The sequence below is a fragment of the Streptomyces griseoviridis genome (genome assembly GCF_005222485.1).
Classification (GTDB): domain Bacteria; phylum Actinomycetota; class Actinomycetes; order Streptomycetales; family Streptomycetaceae; genus Streptomyces; species Streptomyces hintoniae.
Genome location: NZ_CP029078.1, coordinates 5,328,171 through 5,345,433, shown reverse-complemented (window position 1 = coordinate 5,345,433; position 17,263 = coordinate 5,328,171). Strand labels below are relative to the sequence as shown.

General features: G+C 74.5%; 16 protein-coding genes. 2 read left to right on the top strand and 14 right to left on the bottom strand.

Annotated elements, in window-relative coordinates:
- Positions 1-32: 32 nt before the first annotated feature.
- Together DDJ31_RS23170 and DDJ31_RS23165 are read right to left on the bottom strand one after the other, a co-directional pair.
- Positions 33-1,397 carry an endo-1,4-beta-xylanase gene (locus tag DDJ31_RS23170; protein ID WP_127178454.1) on the bottom strand — a complete coding sequence of 455 codons (1,365 nt, stop codon included), beginning with the start codon at positions 1,395-1,397 and terminating at the stop codon, positions 33-35.
- Between the two features lie 83 nt (positions 1,398-1,480).
- Positions 1,481-2,548: a LacI family DNA-binding transcriptional regulator gene (locus DDJ31_RS23165; RefSeq protein WP_127178455.1), complete on the bottom strand. Its 1,068-nt coding sequence runs from the start codon at positions 2,546-2,548 to the stop codon at positions 1,481-1,483.
- Positions 2,549-2,763: 215 nt separating this feature from the next.
- Between DDJ31_RS23165 and DDJ31_RS23160 the strand changes: the two genes are divergently transcribed.
- Positions 2,764-5,070, top strand: a complete 2,307-nt coding sequence (locus DDJ31_RS23160; protein WP_127178456.1) for a glycoside hydrolase family 3 N-terminal domain-containing protein — start codon at positions 2,764-2,766, stop codon at positions 5,068-5,070.
- A 33-nt stretch (positions 5,071-5,103) separates the two neighbouring features.
- On the opposite strand, the gene DDJ31_RS23155 is transcribed toward DDJ31_RS23160, so the two are convergent.
- Genes DDJ31_RS23155 through tsaB form a run of 4 tightly spaced genes read right to left on the bottom strand, consistent with a single transcriptional unit; the run spans position 5,104 to position 7,622 of the window.
- A complete protein-coding gene (locus DDJ31_RS23155) occupies positions 5,104-5,361 on the bottom strand; it encodes a hypothetical protein (RefSeq protein ID WP_127178457.1) in 258 nt (85 codons plus the stop codon).
- Positions 5,358-6,461 carry a tRNA (adenosine(37)-N6)-threonylcarbamoyltransferase complex transferase subunit TsaD gene (gene tsaD, locus DDJ31_RS23150; RefSeq protein ID WP_127178458.1) on the bottom strand — a complete coding sequence of 368 codons (1,104 nt, stop codon included), beginning with the start codon at positions 6,459-6,461 and terminating at the stop codon, positions 5,358-5,360. The genes DDJ31_RS23155 and tsaD overlap by 4 nt, the downstream gene beginning before the upstream one ends.
- Complete coding sequence (rimI, locus tag DDJ31_RS23145) at positions 6,454-6,969, bottom strand: ribosomal protein S18-alanine N-acetyltransferase (RefSeq protein WP_127178459.1); 516 nt, start codon at positions 6,967-6,969, stop codon at positions 6,454-6,456. Before rimI ends, tsaD begins: the two co-directional genes overlap by 8 nt.
- Complete coding sequence (gene tsaB / locus DDJ31_RS23140; RefSeq protein ID WP_127178460.1) at positions 6,966-7,622, bottom strand: tRNA (adenosine(37)-N6)-threonylcarbamoyltransferase complex dimerization subunit type 1 TsaB; 657 nt, start codon at positions 7,620-7,622, stop codon at positions 6,966-6,968. The genes rimI and tsaB overlap by 4 nt, the downstream gene beginning before the upstream one ends.
- A gap of 161 nt (positions 7,623-7,783) precedes the next feature.
- Between tsaB and DDJ31_RS23135 the strand changes: the two genes are divergently transcribed.
- Positions 7,784-8,350: a hypothetical protein gene (locus tag DDJ31_RS23135; protein WP_127178461.1), complete on the top strand. Its 567-nt coding sequence runs from the start codon at positions 7,784-7,786 to the stop codon at positions 8,348-8,350.
- Positions 8,351-8,411: 61 nt separating this feature from the next.
- On the opposite strand, the gene DDJ31_RS39700 is transcribed toward DDJ31_RS23135, so the two are convergent.
- From DDJ31_RS39700 to glmS, 8 genes are all read right to left on the bottom strand, one after another.
- Entirely contained in the window at positions 8,412-8,540 is a 129-nt protein-coding gene (locus DDJ31_RS39700) for a hypothetical protein (RefSeq protein ID WP_276319340.1), read from the bottom strand.
- Positions 8,541-8,704: 164 nt separating this feature from the next.
- A complete protein-coding gene (gene tsaE / locus DDJ31_RS23130) occupies positions 8,705-9,223 on the bottom strand; it encodes a tRNA (adenosine(37)-N6)-threonylcarbamoyltransferase complex ATPase subunit type 1 TsaE (protein ID WP_127178462.1) in 519 nt (172 codons plus the stop codon).
- Positions 9,189-10,430, bottom strand: coding sequence for an alpha/beta fold hydrolase (locus DDJ31_RS23125; protein ID WP_127178463.1), 1,242 nt, complete (start codon positions 10,428-10,430; stop codon positions 9,189-9,191). Before DDJ31_RS23125 ends, tsaE begins: the two co-directional genes overlap by 35 nt.
- A gap of 64 nt (positions 10,431-10,494) precedes the next feature.
- The gene (gene alr / locus DDJ31_RS23120) at positions 10,495-11,703 is read right to left on the bottom strand and encodes an alanine racemase (RefSeq protein ID WP_127178464.1); all 1,209 of its coding nucleotides are present in this window, start codon (positions 11,701-11,703) and stop codon (positions 10,495-10,497) included.
- A 47-nt stretch (positions 11,704-11,750) separates the two neighbouring features.
- Positions 11,751-12,638: a L,D-transpeptidase family protein gene (locus tag DDJ31_RS23115; protein WP_240678108.1), complete on the bottom strand. Its 888-nt coding sequence runs from the start codon at positions 12,636-12,638 to the stop codon at positions 11,751-11,753.
- A 767-nt stretch (positions 12,639-13,405) separates the two neighbouring features.
- On the bottom strand, positions 13,406-14,845 hold the full coding sequence (locus DDJ31_RS23110; RefSeq protein ID WP_127178466.1) for an NAD(P)H-hydrate dehydratase: 1,440 nt from the start codon (positions 14,843-14,845) through the stop codon (positions 13,406-13,408).
- A 72-nt stretch (positions 14,846-14,917) separates the two neighbouring features.
- On the bottom strand, positions 14,918-15,289 hold the full coding sequence (locus DDJ31_RS23105) for a holo-ACP synthase (RefSeq protein ID WP_127178467.1): 372 nt from the start codon (positions 15,287-15,289) through the stop codon (positions 14,918-14,920).
- Positions 15,290-15,325: 36 nt separating this feature from the next.
- The gene (gene glmS, locus DDJ31_RS23100) at positions 15,326-17,173 is read right to left on the bottom strand and encodes a glutamine--fructose-6-phosphate transaminase (isomerizing) (protein ID WP_127178468.1); all 1,848 of its coding nucleotides are present in this window, start codon (positions 17,171-17,173) and stop codon (positions 15,326-15,328) included.
- Between the last annotated feature and the right edge of the window lie 90 nt (positions 17,174-17,263).

Genomic DNA, 17,263 nt, shown 5'->3' with positions numbered 1-17,263 from the left:
TCCCGGACCGTTTTCTTCGGAAAATCTCATGATTACTGGCCCAGGGTGACCGTCGGCACCGGATTGCTCCCGCTCCACGAGCCGTTGAACCCGAAGCTCACCGAGCCGCCGTCCGGCACCGTCCCGTTGTACGAGGCGTTGGCGCAGCTGACCGCGTTGCCCGACTGGGTGCAGGTGGCGTTCCACGCCTGGGTGACCTGCTGGCCAGCGCCGAAGGTCCAGTTCGCCTTCCACGACGAGAGCGCGGCCCCGGAGCAGGCGATCGTCACCTGCCCGGTGAACCCGGTGTTCCACTGGCTGGTCACGGCGTACGTGACGGCGCAGGCGCCGGTCGGCGGGGTGCTGGTGCCGCCGAGCGCCTCGGCGATGGCGTTGTACGCCGGTTTCGGCGCGTAGTTCGCGTCGTAGGGCGTCGCCGCGCCGTAGCCGGGGAACGTCGACTCCACCCAGGAGTCGGAGTCGGTGAAGCCCCAGACGGTGAGGTTCACACAGCGGGTGACGGCGACGCACGCGGCGGTGACGGCCTTGTAGTCGGCGGCCTGCTGGGCGAGTTTCGCGCTGTCGGCGGGCAGCGCCATCCGCACGTCGAGTTCGGTGATCGCCACGTCGACGCCGAGGTCGGCGAAGCGCTGGATGTTCTGCTGGAGGGTGGACGGCACCTGTCCGAGGATGAGGTGCGCCTGGAGGCCGACGCCGTCGATCGGCACGCCCCGCTCCTTCAGCGACTTGACGAGGTTGTACAGGGCGGTGCTCTTGGCGCCCACCCCCTCGACGTTGTAGTCGTTGATGTACAGCTTCGCGGCCGGGTCGGCGGCCCGCGCCCAGGTCAGCGCGGAGGCGATGTAGTCGGGGCCGAGGCCGTCGTACCAGAGGGTCGAGCGGTAGGTGCCGTCCTCGTTGAAGGGTTCGTTGACGACGTCCCAGACGGACACCTTGCCCTTGTAGCGGCCCACCTCGGTGGCGATGTGGTTCTGGAGCAGGGTGCCGAGCTGGGCGGACGTCCAGGTGCCGTTGGTCAGCCAGCTCGGGTTCTGGCTGTGCCAGACCAGGGTGTGGCCGCGCACCAGTTGGTCGTGGGCCTGCGCGAAGGCGACGATTTGGTCGGCCTCGGCCCAGTTGAAGGTCCCCTGGGCCGGCTCGACCGACCCCCACTTCATGGCGTTGCCCGGGGTGAGCGAGGAGAACTGGGCGCCGGCCAGGTCGCCGTAGGTCCCGGTGAGCTTGGAGCCGGTGACCGCCGTGCCCATGACCTTGCCCTTGGCCGCGGCCAGGTCGCGCAGCGGGGTGGCGGCGGCGTGCGCGGGCGCGGCGCCCGCCGCGAACAGGGCGCCGGCTGCCAGAAGCCCGGCGCAGAGGGCGGCGAGCCGCGCGCGTACGGCTGATCTGGAGGTTCTCATTGCGGGTGGCCTCCGAAAGTTTCGGTTGTGCAACCGATTGACTTCGGAGGAGTGTGGGGGCGCTCACCCCACCCGTCAATACGTCACCTTCCGGCCGCCGGCGCCCCGGTGCTGGCCCGCACCACCAGGCTGGTGGCCAGCTCCACCCGGGTCGCGGCGGGCGCGCGCTCCCCGCGGCCGAGGTCGAGGACCAGTTTGGCCGCCGCCTCCGCCATCTCGGTCAGCGGCTGCCGCACGGTCGTCAGCGGCGGCCCGACCCAGCGGGCCACCGGCAGATCGTCGAAGCCGACCACGCTCAGGTCCTCCGGGATGCGCAGCCCCAGCTCCCGCGCCGCCTCGTACAGGCCGAGCGCCTGGAGGTCGTTGAGGGCGAAGACGGCGGTGGGCCGGTCCGGGCGGCGCAGCAGCTGGAGGCCCTGCCGGTAGCCGGCCTCGTGGTGGAAGTCGCCGGTCACGATCAGCGACGGGTCGACCGGCAGCCCGGCGGTCTCCAGGGCGGCCCGGTAGCCGTCGACGCGGGCCCGGCTGCACATCATCCTCGACGGTCCGGTGATGGCGCCGATCCTGGTGTGGCCGAGGTCGACCAGATGCCGGGTGGCGGCGAGCCCGCCCTGCCAGTTGGTGGCGCCGATGGACGGCACGTCGACACCCGGGTCGCCCGCCGGGTCCATCACCACGAACGGGATGGAACGGCTGGTGAGCAGGGCCCGCTGGGACTCGTCGAGGCCGGAGAGGACCAGGATCACGCCGTGCGGGCGTCGCGCGGCGACCTGGTCGGCCCAGGTGCGTCCCGGGGTGAGCCGTCCGGCGCTCTCGCTGAGCACGACGCTCAGCCCGGCCTCCCGCGCCACGTCCTCCACGCCCCGGATGACCTCCATCGCCCAGGCGCTCTCCAGCTCGTGGAAGACCAGGTCGATCAGGGGCGAGCGGCTGGCCTCCGCGCGCCTGCGCCGGTAGCCGTGGGCGCGCAGCAGGCCCTCGACGCGGCTGCGGGTGGCCGGGGCCACGTCGGCGCGGCCGTTGAGGACCTTCGAAACAGTCGGCGCGGAGACGCCGGCCTCACGGGCGATCTCGGCGAGGGTCGCGGTCTGCGTCGACCGGCCTGTCGTCGTCGCTGCCGTCCGGGTTTCCACGGGCTCCGGGGGTGTCATGGCGGCGATCGTATCCCTGCGCTCCCTCTTGACGAACCCCTCGCACCGGCCTAGGTTCCCGGAACATTCGAAGTACATAACGAAACATTCGCACGAGAGCCCGCCGGAACCCCCGCCCGCAGCCCCACCAGACACCCGCCCGGCACCCCTCGCCCCACCCCCGACGCGACGCGCCGCCCGACACGCCGTCCCGACCCGACAAGAGCAGGAGTTTCATGACCACCGCCTCCTGGCGTGACCCCGCGCTGCCCGCCGCCGCCCGCGTCGACGACCTGCTCTCCCGGATGACCCTTCAGGAGAAGACCGCCCAGCTGTACGGCGTGTGGGTGGGCGCCGCCACGGACGGCGACGGGGTCGCGCCGTTGCAGAGCGAGATGGCCGCCGACCACGACTGGGACGAGCTGATCGGCCACGGCCTCGGCCAGCTCACCCGCTCCTTCGGCACCGCCCCCGTCGACCCGGCGCTGGGCGCGCAGGCGCTGGCCCGCGCCCAGCGCCGCATCATGGCGGCCGGCCGGTTCGGCGTGCCCGCCGTCGCCCACGAGGAGTGCCTGGCCGGGTTCACCACCTGGGGCGCCACCGCCTACCCGGTGCCACTGGCGTGGGGCGCCTCCTTCGATCCGCCGCTGGTCGAGGAGATGGGCCGGCGGATCGGCCAGGACCTGCGCGCGGCCGGCGTCCACCAGGGCCTCGCCCCGGTCCTCGACGTCGTCCGCGATCCGCGCTGGGGCCGGGTCGAGGAGACCATCGGCGAGGACCCCTACCTGGTCGGCACCGTGGGCGCCGCCTATGTGCGGGGGCTGGAGTCGGCCGGGGTGGTCGCCACCCTCAAGCACTTCGCCGGGTACGCGTCCTCGGCGGGCGCCCGCAACCTCGCGCCCGTGCGGGCCGGGGTGCGCGAGTTCGCCGACGTGACGCTGGTGCCGTTCGAGATGGCGCTGCGCGAGGGCGGGGCCCGCTCGGTGATGGCCGCGTACACCGAGACGGACGGCGTCCCCGCCTCCGCCGACCCCGGGCTGCTGACCGAACTCCTGCGGGAGCGCTGGGGGTTCACCGGCACGGTCGTCGCCGACTACTTCGGCATCGGCTTCCTGCAGAGCCTGCACCGGGTGGCGGGCAGCCCCGCCGAGGCCGCGCACGCCGCGCTGAACGCCGGTATCGACGTCGAGCTGCCCACCCTGAAGTGCTACGGCACCCCGCTGCTCGACGCGGTCCGCGACGGCACCGTCCCCGAGGAGCTGATCGACCGCGCGGCCCGCCGGGTCCTGCTCCAGAAGTGCGAACTCGGGCTGCTCGACGAGGACTTCGCCCCGGAGCCGACCGGCCCGATCGACCTCGACCCGCCGGCCAACCGGGACCTCGCCCGCCGACTGGCCGAGGAATCGGCGGTGTTGCTCGACAACCCGGACGCCCTGCTGCCGCTCTCCCCCGACGCCCGGATCGCGGTGGTCGGCCCGCGCGCCGCCGACGCGCTCGCGATGCTCGGCTGCTACTCCTTCCCGTCCCATGTACTGCCCCGCCACCCCGAGGTGCCGCTGGGCATCGACATCCCGCCGCTGCTCGACGCGGTGCGCGCCGAACTCCCGGACGCCAAGGTGACGTTCGCCGAGGGCTGCGGGGTGTCCGATCCCGACCGGGCGGGGATCGCCGAGGCGGTGGCGCGGGCCTCCGAGGCGGACGTGTGCGTGGCGGTGCTCGGCGACCGGGCGGGCCTCTTCGGCCGCGGCACCTCGGGCGAGGGCTGCGACGTGACGGACCTGCGGCTGCCCGGGGTGCAGGGCGAGCTGCTGGACGCGCTGCTCGCCACCGGCGTCCCGGTGGTCCTGGTGCTGCTGACCGGCCGCCCCTACGCGCTGGGCCGCTGGCACGGCCGGCTGGGCGCCGTGGTGCAGGCGTTCTTCCCCGGCGAGGAGGGCGGCCCCGCGGTGGCGGGCGTGCTGTCGGGGCGGGTCAACCCGTCGGGCCGGCTCCCGGTGAGCGTGCCGCGGCTGCCCGGCGGCCAGCCCTGGACCTACCTCCAGCCGCCGCTCGGCCTCGCGGGCGAGGTCAGCAACCTGGACCCGACCCCGCTGTACCCGTTCGGGCACGGCCGCTCGTACACGACGTTCACCTGGGACGGCTTCGAGGGCACCGAACCGCGGATCGGCACCGACGGCTCCTTTGAGCTGGCGCTGACCGTCCGCAACACGGGCGGGCGCGCGGGCGCCGAGGTCGTCCAGCTGTATCTGCACGACCCGGTGGCCTCGGTGACCAGGCCCGACGTCCGGCTGATCGGCTACCGGCGGCTCGACCTCGATCCGGGCGAGGCGGCCAGGGTCAGCTTCCGCTTCCACGCCGAGCTGTCCGCGTTCACCGACCGCACCGGCACCCGGGTGGTCGAACCGGGCGCCCTTGAGCTGCGGCTGGCGGCGTCCAGCGCCGACGTGCGGCACACCGCGCGGCTCGAACTGACCGGGCCGGTGCGCAGGCCGGGCACCGACCGGCGGCTGTGGTGCGAGACGGAGGTGTCGCGGCCCCGGTGACCCCGGCCGGGCGGGCGGCCGGTCGGGGAACGGTCAGCCGACGGTGACCGACTCGAACCGCCAGCGGTGCACGGCGCGGGTCACCGACCCGGGGTCCGGCTCGGGCAGTTCGGGCAGTTCGGCGTCGAACTCCGCGTCCCACCAGGTGATGACGAGGACCCGGTCGCCCGGGGCGCGGAGCACCTCGCGGCGCAGCGGCTGCCTGGGCAGCTCCTGCTCCCCGGCCCAGGCGAGCAGGTCGGCGCCCCGGCCCTCGGCGGCCCGCGCCTCCCACATCAGGGCGACGGTCACGAGTACAGGTTCTCCTTGCTGACCTCGTGCACATGGTCGTGGCCGTGCTCATGCCCGTGGCCCGGCACATGCGGCTCGGTCACCGGCAGCGAGGAGTCCGCCGACAGGTCCCAGTCCGACGCGGGCCGGCCGCGGGCGACCATCTCCGCGCCGAGCGCCGCGACCATCGCGCCGTTGTCCGTGCAGAGCTTGGGCCTGGGCACCCGCAGCCGGATGCCGGCCGCCTCGCAGCGCTCCTGCGCCAGCGCCCGCAGCCGGGAGTTGGCGGCCACCCCGCCGCCGATCATCAGATGGTCGACGCCCTCGTCCTTGCAGGCCCGTACCGCCTTGCGGGTCAGCACGTCGACGACCGCCTCCTGGAAGGACGCCGACACATCGCGCACCGGCACCTCCTCGCCCGCCGCGCGCTTGGCCTCGATCCAGCGGGCGACCGAGGTCTTCAGCCCGGAGAAGGAGAAGTCGTAGGGCGCGTCCCTCGGTCCGGTCAGACCGCGCGGGAACGCGATCGCCTTCGGGTCGCCCTCCCGGGCGTACCGGTCGATGACCGGGCCGCCGGGGAAGCCGAGGTTCAGCACCCGGGCGATCTTGTCGAAGGCCTCGCCCGCCGCGTCGTCGATGGTCGCGCCGAGCGGGCGGACGTCGGAGGTGATGTCGGTCGACAGGAGCAGCGAGGAGTGACCGCCCGAGACCAGCAGCGCCATCGTCGGCTCGGGCAGCGCGCCGTGCTCCAGCTGGTCCACGCAGATGTGCGAGGCCAGGTGGTTGACGCCGTACAGCGGCTTGCCGAGCGCGTAGGCGTACGCCTTGGCCGCCGTGACGCCGACCAGCAGCGCGCCGGCCAGCCCGGGGCCGGCGGTGACGGCGACGCCGTCGAGGTCGCGGGCGGTGATCCCGGCGTCCTTCAGCGCGCGCTCGATGGTCGGGACCATCGCCTCCAGATGGGCCCGGGAGGCGACCTCGGGGACGACGCCCCCGAACCTGGCGTGCTCGTCGACGCTGGAGGCGACGGCGTCGGCCAGCAGGGTGGTGCCGCGCACGATGCCGACGCCGGTCTCGTCGCAGGAGGTCTCGATGCCCAGGACGAGCGGTTCGTCAGCCATTGATCTCGGTTCCTTGTACGGAGGTTGCGGGGTCGGTCAGTCGCATGACCAGCGCGTCGACGTTGCCCGGCTGGTAGTAGCCGCGGCGGAAGCCGATCGCCTCGAAGCCGAAGCGCTCGTAGAGCTTCTGGGCGCGGACGTTGTCGATCCGGCACTCCAGCATCACTTCGGCGCACTCGAAGTCGGTGGCGGAGCTGAGCAGTTCGGCCAGCAGCCGGCCGCCGAGCCCGGTGCCCCAGTGGCCGCGCGCGACGGCGACGGTCTGGATGTCGGCGAGGTCGCCCGAGGCGGCGAGCCCCGCGTACCCGACCACCCCGCCGGCCCTGTCCGGGTCCTCGGCGACGAAGTAGCGGCGGGTGGCGCCCGCGCCGCGCGCGTGGGCCAGCTCGGACCAGAACATGCCGCGGGACCAGGCGTCCTCGGGGAAGAGGTCCTTCTCCAGGTCGAGGACGGGGTCGATGTCCCACCAGCGCATCTCGCGCAGCCGAGGTGTCACGGGTGCGGTCACTTGGGGGTGACCACCTTGTAGTTCTTCGGGACCTGGGCGTCCGGCCTGCGCAGATAGAGCGGCCGGGGCGCGGGCAGCTCCTGCCCTGCGGCGAGCCGCTCGACGGCGAGTTCGGCGAGGGCGGCGGCCGACCCGTGCTGCGGGTCGTGGGCGTCGGGGAAGGTGTCGGGGTACAGCAGCGCACCCGCGCCCACCGCGGGCAGTCCCGCGACGCGCTCGGCGATGTCGGCGGGGCGGTCGACGGCGGGCTCCGTCAGCCGGGTGCGGGAGTCGGCGTAGGTCGCCCAGTAGACCTCCTTGCGGCGCGCGTCGGTCGCCACCACGAAGGGGCCGCCGTCGAAGCCGGCCGCGTGCGCGAGGCCGTCCAGGGTGCACAGGCCGTGCACCGGGACGCCGAGGGCGAGCCCGAAGGTGTCGGCGGTCATCAGACCGACCCGCAGACCGGTGTAGGGGCCGGGTCCGACGCCCACGACGACGCCGGTGACGGCGTCGAGCCGCAGCCCGGCGTCGGCGAGCACCCGGTCGACGGCCGGCAGCAGCAGCTCTCCGTGCCGGCGCGCGTCCACCTGGCTGGAGGAGGCGATGACGTCCCGGCCGTCGTGCAGGGCGACGGTGACGGCGGGGGTGGCGGTATCCAGAGCGAGCAAGAGCACACAAACAGCCTACGGCTCCCCGCCCGCCGTGTCGGACGACCGGGGCGAACGGTCCCCCGACACGGCCGGCACCCCCGCCACCGCACCCGGTTTGTACCGGTATGGGCTGCTACGGTCGCCCGGGGTACGGCGTACGAACGCGAAGGCTGAGGTGGACGACGGTGGCAGGAAGCAGCTCCGTGACGGTGTTCGGGCTCGCCGCGGCGGCCGTCGCGACGGTCGGCGTCCTCGCCTACCAGGCCGCGGCGACCGCCCCCGAGGACCCCAGCGAGCCGCGCCCCACCGGTTCGGCCTCGCCGACGCTCTCCAAGGCGCCCCGCGACAAGAAGAACCCCACCGCGCTGCCCGCGGGCTCCGGCACGGGCCAGCGGGTCGTGTACTCGGTGGACGACGACCGGGTCTGGCTGGTGGGCCGCCGCGACAAGGTCGAACGCACCTTCAAGGTCACCCCCGGCACCGTCGACCCGCCCCCGAACATCTACGCGGTCAGCTCCCGCTCGAACGCCGTCACCGGCACCGACGGCACGCCCGTCGAGCACGTGGTGCGCTTCACCGTCGTCGACGGGGTGGCGATCGGGTTCAGCGCGGCCGTCGAGGGCGCGGCGAACCGCCCGGCCGACCGCTCGGGCAGCGGGGCCCGCACCGGCGGCATCCGCGAGTCCTCGGCGGACGGCGCGGCGATGTGGGAGTTCGCGACGATCGGCCGCCGGGTGGTCGTGATCCGCTGACCCTTCCGGGACGCGCGCTCAGGCCGCGTCGCGGTGCCGGGGTACCACCGGGGACGCGCGCTCAGGCCGCGTCGCGGTGCCGGGGGGTCAGCGGGGCGACCGCGCGGGGCAGCTCGGGGTCCGGTGCGGGGGGCGGGGTGGAGACCGCGCGGGCCGCACCGCAGGACGCCAGCAGGTCACGCATGGTCACACCGGACATTCCCGGCAGTGCCTTGTCTCGTTCGGTGGCCGACACGGACGCCTCCTGGAACCTGGGGGCGGGCGTGGTTAGGTAGACCTAACCACGGGCTGGGTACCATGTGACCACGTCCGTGACGTGGAACGCAATAATATGCCGACACCGTGTCGGAACCTTCACGCGGGGAACGCGAGCCCGCTCAGATCCGCCGTCGCCCAGCGCGCCCCGAGCCCGGTCAGCGTCACGTGCCGCACCTCGTCGGTGGTGTCGCCGACCGCCCGGTGGATGACGAGGTGCAGCCGGTCGTCGGTCAGCTCCTCGACCTTGCCCTCGCCCCACTCGACCACGACCACCGAGTCGGGCAGCGAGACGTCCAGGTCGAGGTCCTCCATCTCGTCGAGGCCGCCGCCGAGCCGGTAGGCGTCGACGTGCACCAGCGGCGGCCCGTCACCGAGGGACGGGTGGACCCGGGCGATCACGAACGTCGGCGAGGTGACCGCGCCGCGCACCCCGAGCCCCTCGCCGAGACCGCGGGTCAGCGTCGTCTTGCCGGCACCCAGTTCGCCGTTGAGCATCACGAGGTCGCCCGCGCGCAGCAGGCCGGCGAGGCGCCTGCCCAGCTCCCGCATCTGCTCGGGGGAGGTGACGGTCAGCTCGGTCTCAGCCCGGTCGTACGGTGCCGTTGGTGCTTCCATAGCCACCCACGGTAGCTCCTACGGGCACCGCTCCCGCACGGGTGAGCAGGTCGGCGAGCCGGTCGGTGACGACCTCGGGATGCTCCAGCATCACCAGGTGCCCTGCGTCCGGCACGAGGACCAGCTCGGCCTCCGGCAGCTCGTCGGCGATGGCCTCGCTGTGCTCGCTCGGCGTGACGAGGTCCTTGACGCCCGCGAGCACCAGCACCGGCAGCTCCCGGAACAGGGCGAGCGCGGCCGTCTTGTCGTGGTCGCTGAACGCCGGGTAGAACTCGGCGACCACGTCGATCGGCGTGGACTCGATCATCCGCTCGGCGAACCGCTCGACCGCCGGGTCCACGTCACGCGACGCGAACGAGTAGCGCTTGATGACCCCCGCGAAGAGGTCGGCGGTGGCCCGGCGCCCCCGCTCCACCAGCGCGGCCTGCTGCCCCAGCGCCCTCAGCACCCCCGGCAGCACCCGCCGCACCGCGGCCACCCCGGCGACCGGCAGCCCGAAGTTCACCTCGCCGAGCCCCCCGGAGGAGGTCCCGACCAGGGCCACCGCGACGACCCGGTCGCGGATCAGCTCGGGGAACTGGTCGGCGAGCGCCATCACCGTCATCCCGCCCATGGAGTGCCCGACGAGCACGATCGGGCCCTCGGGGACCGCCGCGTCGAGGACCGCCTTCAGATCGCGGCCGAGCTGGTCGATGGTGACCGGCTCGCGGTCCCGCAACTGTGCCTCGCCGCGCCCGGACCGCCCGTGGCTGCGCTGGTCCCAGTGCACGGTCCGCACCACGCCCCGCAGCGCGGCCCGCTGGAAGTGCCAGGAGTCCTGGTTCAGGCAGTAGCCGTGGCTGAAGACGACGGTGACGGGGGCGGGCGCCTTCCGCCCGAACAGCCGCCTGCGGCGCGGGCCGAGCGCGGGCACGGCCTCCGGGTCGACGTCGTCGACCTCGTAGTAGAGCAGCGTGCCGTCGTCGGCGTGCGCGGTGCCCGGGGTGCCGCGCAGGGCGCCGTACGGTCCCGTCGAGTCCAGGGCGAGCCTGGCCCGCTTGCGCATGCCGCGGCCGACGGTGAGCCGCTCGATGGCGACCCCGGCCGCGGCCCCCGCGGCGACCACGCCTATCGCGGCGCCCGCGATGCCGGTCGCCCTGCGCCAGTTCCCGTTCGCCCCCGCGGCGGAGGCGGCGGCCCGCACGGCCTCCGCACTGCTCTCGCTCACGTACCGCTCCTGTTCGCCGGGTGGTGCGCGGACCGTCCGCGCCGCTGTCGTCGCGCGCTGCCGCCTACCGCGGGTGTCCCTCGTCCGTCCACGCCGTCGCCCGCGGCGGCCGCTCGTCGCGGTAGACGCGCGGGACGCGGGTCCCGATGCGGGTGACGATCTCGTAGGCGATGGTCCCGGCCGCCTGCGCCCAGTCCTCCGCGGTGGGCTCGCCGCGGTCGCCAGGACCGAAGAGGACGGCCTCGGCGCCCGCCTCCGGCTCGTCGCCGCCGAGGTCGACCACGAACTGGTCCATCGCGACCCGCCCCGCGACCGTCCGCCACTTGCCGCCGATCAGGACGGGCCCGGTGCCCGAGGCGTGCCGCGGGATGCCGTCCGCGTAGCCGACCGGGACCAGGCCGAGGGTGGTGGCGCCGGGCGTGACGTAGTGGTGGCCGTAGCTGACGCCGTGGCCGCCGGGGACGTGCTTGACCAGCGCGAGCGAGGCCGAGAGCGTCATCACGGGCCGCAGTCCGAAGTCGGCCGGGGCGCCGATCTCCGGGCTGGGCGAGATGCCGTAGAGGGCGATGCCGCAGCGCACCAGGTCGAAGTGGGACTCGGGGAGGGTGAGGGTGGCGGGCGAGTTGGCGATGTGCCGCACCTCGGGCCGCACGCCCTGGCCCTCGGCGTACCCGAGCATCTCGCGGAAGACGGTGAGCTGGGCGGCGATCGAGGGGTGGCCGGGTTCGTCGGCGCAGGCGAAGTGCGACCAGAGGCCGGTGACCCGCAGCACGCCCTCGCGCTCGGCGCGCAGCGCGGCGGCGACCAGTTCGGCCCAGTCGGCGCCCGGCTGGCAGCCGTTGCGTCCGAGGCCGGTGTCGGCCTTGAGCTGCACCCGCGCGACCACCCCGGCCGACCGGGCGGCGGCGGTGACCTCCGTCAGCGCCCACAGGGCGCTCACCGACACGTCGATCCCGGCCTCGACGGCCTCCCGCCAGGGCCCGCCGGGCGTCCACAGCCAGCACATCAGCCGCACCCCGTCGGGCAGCCCGGCCGCGCGCAGCGCGAGGGCCTCCTCGGGCGTGGCGGTCCCCACCCAGGTGGCTCCCGCCTCGACGGCGGCACGGGCGCACCGGACCGCCCCATGGCCGTACGCCTGCGACTTGACGACGGCCATGAGGGCGGCGCCCGGCGCGAGCGCGCGCAGGGCCCGTACGTTGGACCGCAGGGCTCCCAGGTCGATCTCGGCACGGGCACGCAGGGGCGCGGTGGCGGCGGTGGCTGTCTCGTTCATGGCGCCCCCAGTCTCTCAGAGGGCTCGGACAGCGCGACCACGGACGGCTACGAGCCGGGCCGCCGCCCCCAGACGTACACCCGGTCGTTCTTCTTCAGCACGCCCCACAGCTTCCGGGCGTCCGGCAGCCGCAGATTGACGCACCCCCAGGAACCGACGGTCGTGTAGATGCTGCCGTACACGGCGTGGAAGGCCTGCCCGCCGCTGAAGAACTGGGCATACGGCATGGGCGAGTTGTACAGCGTCGACCAGTGGTTCTTGTGTTTCCAGTACACCTTGAACCAGCCGGTCCTGGTCGCGTGCGCGGGCCGTCCGCTGCGCATCGGGACGGGCCCGAAGACGACGTCGCGCCCCTTCTGCACCCAGGTCAGCTGCCGGTTCAGGTCGACGCACGCGACCCGGTACGACCGCACCGGGCACTTCCCGGCCGCGTTGGGGTTCTCGCGCGCGCCGACGAGCTGCATGGTGGCCCAGGTGACCGGTCCCGCGAACCCGTTGGCGGGCTTGATCTTCAGGTCGGCCTGGAAGGCGCGGATGGCCCGGCAGTCGGCGGCCGACTGCTTCCCGTCCACCGGCAGCTTCAGCCACCGCTCGACCTGCCGCTGGTAAGGCCCGGTCCGCTTGCTGCACGCGACCTTCCCCACGGCGTCCCCGAGCGGCACCAGTTCGACGAGGTCGTAGGCGCCGGGCGCCGCGTCCTGCGGCTCGACGGCGTCCTCGGCGGCGCTCGGTTCGTACACGACGGGCGGGAGCGCCTGGTCGGGCGCGTCGATCTGCCACGGCCGGTAGGGGCCGGAGACCCCGGGCACCAGCTCGGCCTCGGGCCCCGCGGCGGGCGGCGGGGGCTCGACGGCCCGCGCGCTCCCCACGGGCAGCACGGCCGCGACGACGAGCGCCACGGCGACGGCACGACAAGCAAAAGGTCTGTTGATCACCTGATCAGAGAAACGCCCGAGCCCGCCCAGCCACCCGGGGCACGCTGAAGGGGTCACCCGTACGAAGCGGAACCACTGCCCCATCCGATCGCGAAGGGCGGTCCCCCCAACCCGAGCGAGCGCGGACGACGGGTCCCCGACCCGAGCGAGCATCGTCTCGACCGCCCGCACTCTGATCGACGCGGAGGGGGCTCGCGGCCGCCTCCACCCCCCGGCTGGCCGCCGACTGGCCGCCGAGCACGGACGAGCGGTCCCCGACCCGCCGAGCACGGGCGACCGGCCCCGGTCCCGAGCACGGACGGCGGGTCCCTGACCCGAGCGAGCATCGTCTCGACCGCCCGCGCTCTGACCGACGCGGAGGGGCTCGCGGCCGCCCCCACCCGCCGACTAGCCGCCGACTAGCCGCCGACTGGCCCCCGAGCACGAACGACCGGTCCCCGACCCGAGCACGGGCAACCGGCCCCTCGACCCGAGCACGGACGGCCGGTCCCCGACCCGAGCACGGACGACCGGCCCCTCGACCCAGTCACGAACGACCGGCCCCTCGACCCAAGCGCGAACGACCGGCCTCCGACCCGAGCGAGCGCCGACGACCCGCGCCGCCTCACCCTCGTCCCGGCGCCTGCTCCCTCATCCCGGCCGCCTCTCCCTCATCCCGGCCGCCTCTCCCTCATCCCCGCCGCGCCCTGCCAGGCCTGCCGCGCCCCGCCCCGCCCCGCCCGGCTTGCCGCTCCCCGCCGAGGCCCCGCCGCCCCGCCGTCCCGCCGTCAGCTCAGAACGTCGCGCCAGGCGTCCGGGATCGCCGCCGCCACGTCGTGGGCGCCCGCCGGGGCGCCGTCCGCCGCGTAGCGGCCCGCCAGGCCGTGCAGGTACGCGGCCACGCTGCCCGCGTCCCGTGCTGTGAGGCCCGAGGCGAGCAGGGAGCCCGCCAGCCCCGACAGGACGTCGCCGCTGCCCGCCGTCGCCAGCCAGCCCGTACCGGTCGCGTTGACCCGTACCGGTCCGCCGCCCGGGTCGGCGACCAGCGTCGTCGAGCCCTTGAGGAGGACCGTCGCGCCGTACCGGTCCGCCAGCTCCCGTGCCGAGGCGAGCCGCGCGGCCTCCACCTCCTCGCGGGCCACGCCGAGCAGCGCGGCGGCCTCGCCCGCGTGCGGGGTCAGCAGTGTCGGCGCGGTCCGCGCCCGCACCGCCGCGCGGTCCGCGAGCCGCAGCCCGTCCGCGTCGATCAGCACCGGCACGTCCTGGCCGAGCACCTCGCCGACCGCCGACGCGTCGTCCCCCGCGCCCGGCCCCACGACCCACGCCTGGACCCGCCCCGCCTCCTTGGGCCCCCGGTCCGAGACCAGCGTCTCGGGGAACCGCGCGAGCACGGCGTCCCCGGCGGGCCCCACGTACCGCACGGCCCCCGCGCCGCCCCGCAGCGCCCCGGAGACGGCGAGCACCGCGGCTCCCGGGTACCGCGCGGAGCCGGCGGCGATCCCGACCACACCTCGCCGGTACTTGTCGCTGGCCGCGCCGGGCCGCGGCAGCAGCGCGGCGACGTCGGTGTGCTGGAGGGCCTCCAGTTCGGGTTCGGCCGGCAGTTTGGGACGCAGTCCGATGTCGACGAGCCGCACCGACCCGGCGTACTCCCGCGCCGGGTCCACCAGCAGCGCGGGCTTGTGCGTCCCGAAGGTGACGGTGAGATCGGCCCGGACGGCCCGCCCGCGCACCTCGCCGCTGCCCGCCTCCACCCCGCTCGGCAGATCGACGGCGACGACGGCGGCCCGCGCCCGCTCCACCGCGTCGGCCAGCGGCACCGCGTCGGCCCGCAGCCCGCCCCGCCCGCCGATGCCGACGATGCCGTCCACGACGAGATCGGCCCGCGCCACGGCGTCCGCGCCACGGTCGCCCGCCACCGGGCGCCCGCCGGCCGCGACCAGGGCGGCGAGCCCGCCCGCGTGGGTCTTCTCGGGCGACGCGAGCAGCACCGCCGTCACACCCGCGCCCCGGCGGGCGAGCCGGGCGCCGGCGTAGAGGGCGTCCCCGCCGTTGTCGCCGCTCCCGACGAGCAGGACGACCCTGCGGCCGTACACCCGTCCCAGCAGTTCGGCGCAGGCGGCGGCGAGCCCGGCGGCGGCGCGCTGCATCAGCGCCCCCTCGGGAAGCCGCGCCATGAGGGCACGCTCGGCGGACCTGACCGTCTGGACGCTGTAAGCGGTACGCATGACTCCGAGTCTCCCTGCCGCACGCCCCGAACGCCTACGGGACGGAGATCTCCGCCCCGGCCCCGCCTTCGGCTAGCCCTCCGCGACGACCACCGCCGAGGCGACGCCCGCGTCATGGCTCAGCGAGACGTGCCAGGACCGCACCCCCAGGGCGGCGGCGCGGGCGGCCACCGTCCCCGAGACCCGCAGCCGGGGCTGTCCGCTCGCCTCGACGAACACCTCCGCGTCCGTCCACAGCAGCCCCGCCGGTGCGCCGAGCGCCTTGGCGAGGGCCTCCTTGGCGGCGAACCGGGCGGCGAGCGAGGCCACGCCCCGCCGTTCGCCGCTCGGCAACACCAACTCGCTCCGCACGAAAAGCCGCTCGGCGAGCGCGGGCGTACGCGCGAGCGACGCCCCGAACCGCTCGATCTCGGCGACGTCGATCCCGACCCCGATGATGCTCATGCCGAGCACCCTACGATCCGCGCGGCGCCGCCCCGCTCACTCCACCGTCACGGACTTCGCCAGGTTGCGCGGCTGGTCCACCTCGTTGCCGCGGGCCGTGGCCAGCTCGCAGGCGAAGACCTGCAACGGGACCGTCGAGACCAGCGGTTGCAGCAGCGTCGGCGTGGCCGGGACGCGGATCAGATGGTCCGCGTACGGGACGACCGCCTCGTCGCCCTCCTCCGCGATCACGATCGTGCGGGCACCGCGCGCCCTGATCTCCTGGATGTTGGAGACGATCTTGTCGTGCAGCACCGACCGCCCGCGCGGCGAGGGAACGACCACCACCACCGGCAGATCCTCCTCGATCAGGGCGATCGGCCCGTGCTTCAGCTCGCCCGCCGCGAACCCCTCCGCGTGCATGTAGGCCAGCTCCTTGAGCTTGAGCGCGCCCTCGAGGGCGACCGGGTAGCCCACGTGCCGCCCCAGGAACAGCACGGTCTTCTTGCCGGCGAGCGACCTGGCCAGCGCCCGCACCGGCTCCATCGTCTCCAGGACCCGCTCGACCGCGCCGGAGATCCGCGACAGGTCCCTGATCACCGCGCGGATCTCGTCGCCCCACTTGGTGCCCCGCACCTGCCCCAGGTACAGCGCGACGAGGTAGCAGGCGACGAGCTGCGTCAGGAACGCCTTCGTGGAGGCGACGGCGACCTCGGGCCCCGCGTGCGTGTACAGCACCGCGTCGGACTCCCGGGGGATCGTCGACCCGTTGGTGTTGCAGATGGCCAGCACCTTGGAGCCCTGCTCCCTGGCGTGCCGCACCGCCATCAGGGTGTCCATCGTCTCGCCCGACTGGGAGATCGCGATCACCAGGGACCGCGGGTCGAGGATCGGGTCCCGGTAGCGGAACTCGCTGGCCAGCTCCACCTCGCAGGGCAGCCGCGTCCAGTGCTCGATCGCGTACTTGGCGATCAGACCGGCGTGGAAGGCCGTCCCGCACGCGACGATCACGACCTTGTCCAGCTCGCGCAGTTCGGCGGCGCCGATCCTGACCTCGTCGAGGGTCAGCGACCCGGCCGCGTCGATCCGGCCCAGCAGGGTGTCGGCGACCGCCTTGGGCTGCTCGGCGATCTCCTTCAGCATGAAGTAGTCGTAGCCGCCCTTCTCCGCCGCCGACGCGTCCCAGTCGACGTGGTAGGAGCGGACCTCGGCCGGGGTGCCGTCGAAGCCGGTCACCGTGACGCCGTCCCGGCGCAGCTCCACCACCTGGTCCTGGCCCAGCTCGATCGCCGAGCGGGTGTGCGCGATGAACGCGGCGACGTCGGAGGCGAGGAACGACTCGCCCTCCCCCACGCCCACCACCAGCGGCGAGTTGCGGCGGGCGCCGACCACCACGTCCGGTTCGTCGGCGTGCACCGCGACCAGCGTGAACGCCCCTTCGAGCCGCCGGCACACCAGCCGCATCGCCTCGGCGAGGTCGGCGCTCGCCGAGAACTCCTCGGCGAGCAGGTGCGCGACGACCTCGGTGTCGGTCTCGGAGACCAGGTCGTGCCCGCGCTCGGCCAGCTCGGCCCTGAGCGCCGCGAAGTTCTCGATGATCCCGTTGTGGACGACGGCGACCCGGCCCGCGTTGTCGAGATGCGGGTGGGCGTTGGTGTCGGTCGGGCCGCCGTGGGTGGCCCAGCGGGTGTGCCCGATGCCCGTCGAGCCGCTCGGCAGCGGCCGCTCCAGCAGTTCCTTCTCCAGGTTGACGAGCTTGCCCGCCCGCTTCGCCGCGGCCAGCCCCCCGTCCGCGGGCACCGCCACGCCCGCCGAGTCGTACCCCCGGTACTCCAGCCGCTTCAGTCCGGCCATCACCACGTCAAGCGCCGACTGCGACCCCACGTATCCCACAATTCCGCACATGAGCGGCAGCCTAGGCGCCGGACCCGGTCAGAACACGGCACGTCGTGCCCGATTCCGGAAATGGCGACGGCCGTTCGGCCGACGTGACCG

Excerpts from the sequence above, each read along its gene's own strand:
- DDJ31_RS23170 (WP_127178454.1), bottom strand. The coding sequence starts at position 1,397 with ATGAGAACCTCCAGATCAGCCGTACGCGCGCGGCTCGCCGCCCTCTGC.
- DDJ31_RS23165 (WP_127178455.1), bottom strand. The coding sequence starts at position 2,548 with ATGACACCCCCGGAGCCCGTGGAAACCCGGACGGCAGCGACGACGACA.
- DDJ31_RS23160 (WP_127178456.1), top strand. The coding sequence starts at position 2,764 with ATGACCACCGCCTCCTGGCGTGACCCCGCGCTGCCCGCCGCCGCCCGC.
- tsaD (WP_127178458.1), bottom strand. The coding sequence starts at position 6,461 with ATGGCTGACGAACCGCTCGTCCTGGGCATCGAGACCTCCTGCGACGAG.
- tsaE (WP_127178462.1), bottom strand. The coding sequence starts at position 9,223 with ATGGAAGCACCAACGGCACCGTACGACCGGGCTGAGACCGAGCTGACC.
- alr (WP_127178464.1), bottom strand. The coding sequence starts at position 11,703 with ATGAACGAGACAGCCACCGCCGCCACCGCGCCCCTGCGTGCCCGTGCC.
- DDJ31_RS23110 (WP_127178466.1), bottom strand. The coding sequence starts at position 14,845 with ATGCGTACCGCTTACAGCGTCCAGACGGTCAGGTCCGCCGAGCGTGCC.
- DDJ31_RS23105 (WP_127178467.1), bottom strand. The coding sequence starts at position 15,289 with ATGAGCATCATCGGGGTCGGGATCGACGTCGCCGAGATCGAGCGGTTC.
- glmS (WP_127178468.1), bottom strand. The coding sequence starts at position 17,173 with ATGTGCGGAATTGTGGGATACGTGGGGTCGCAGTCGGCGCTTGACGTG.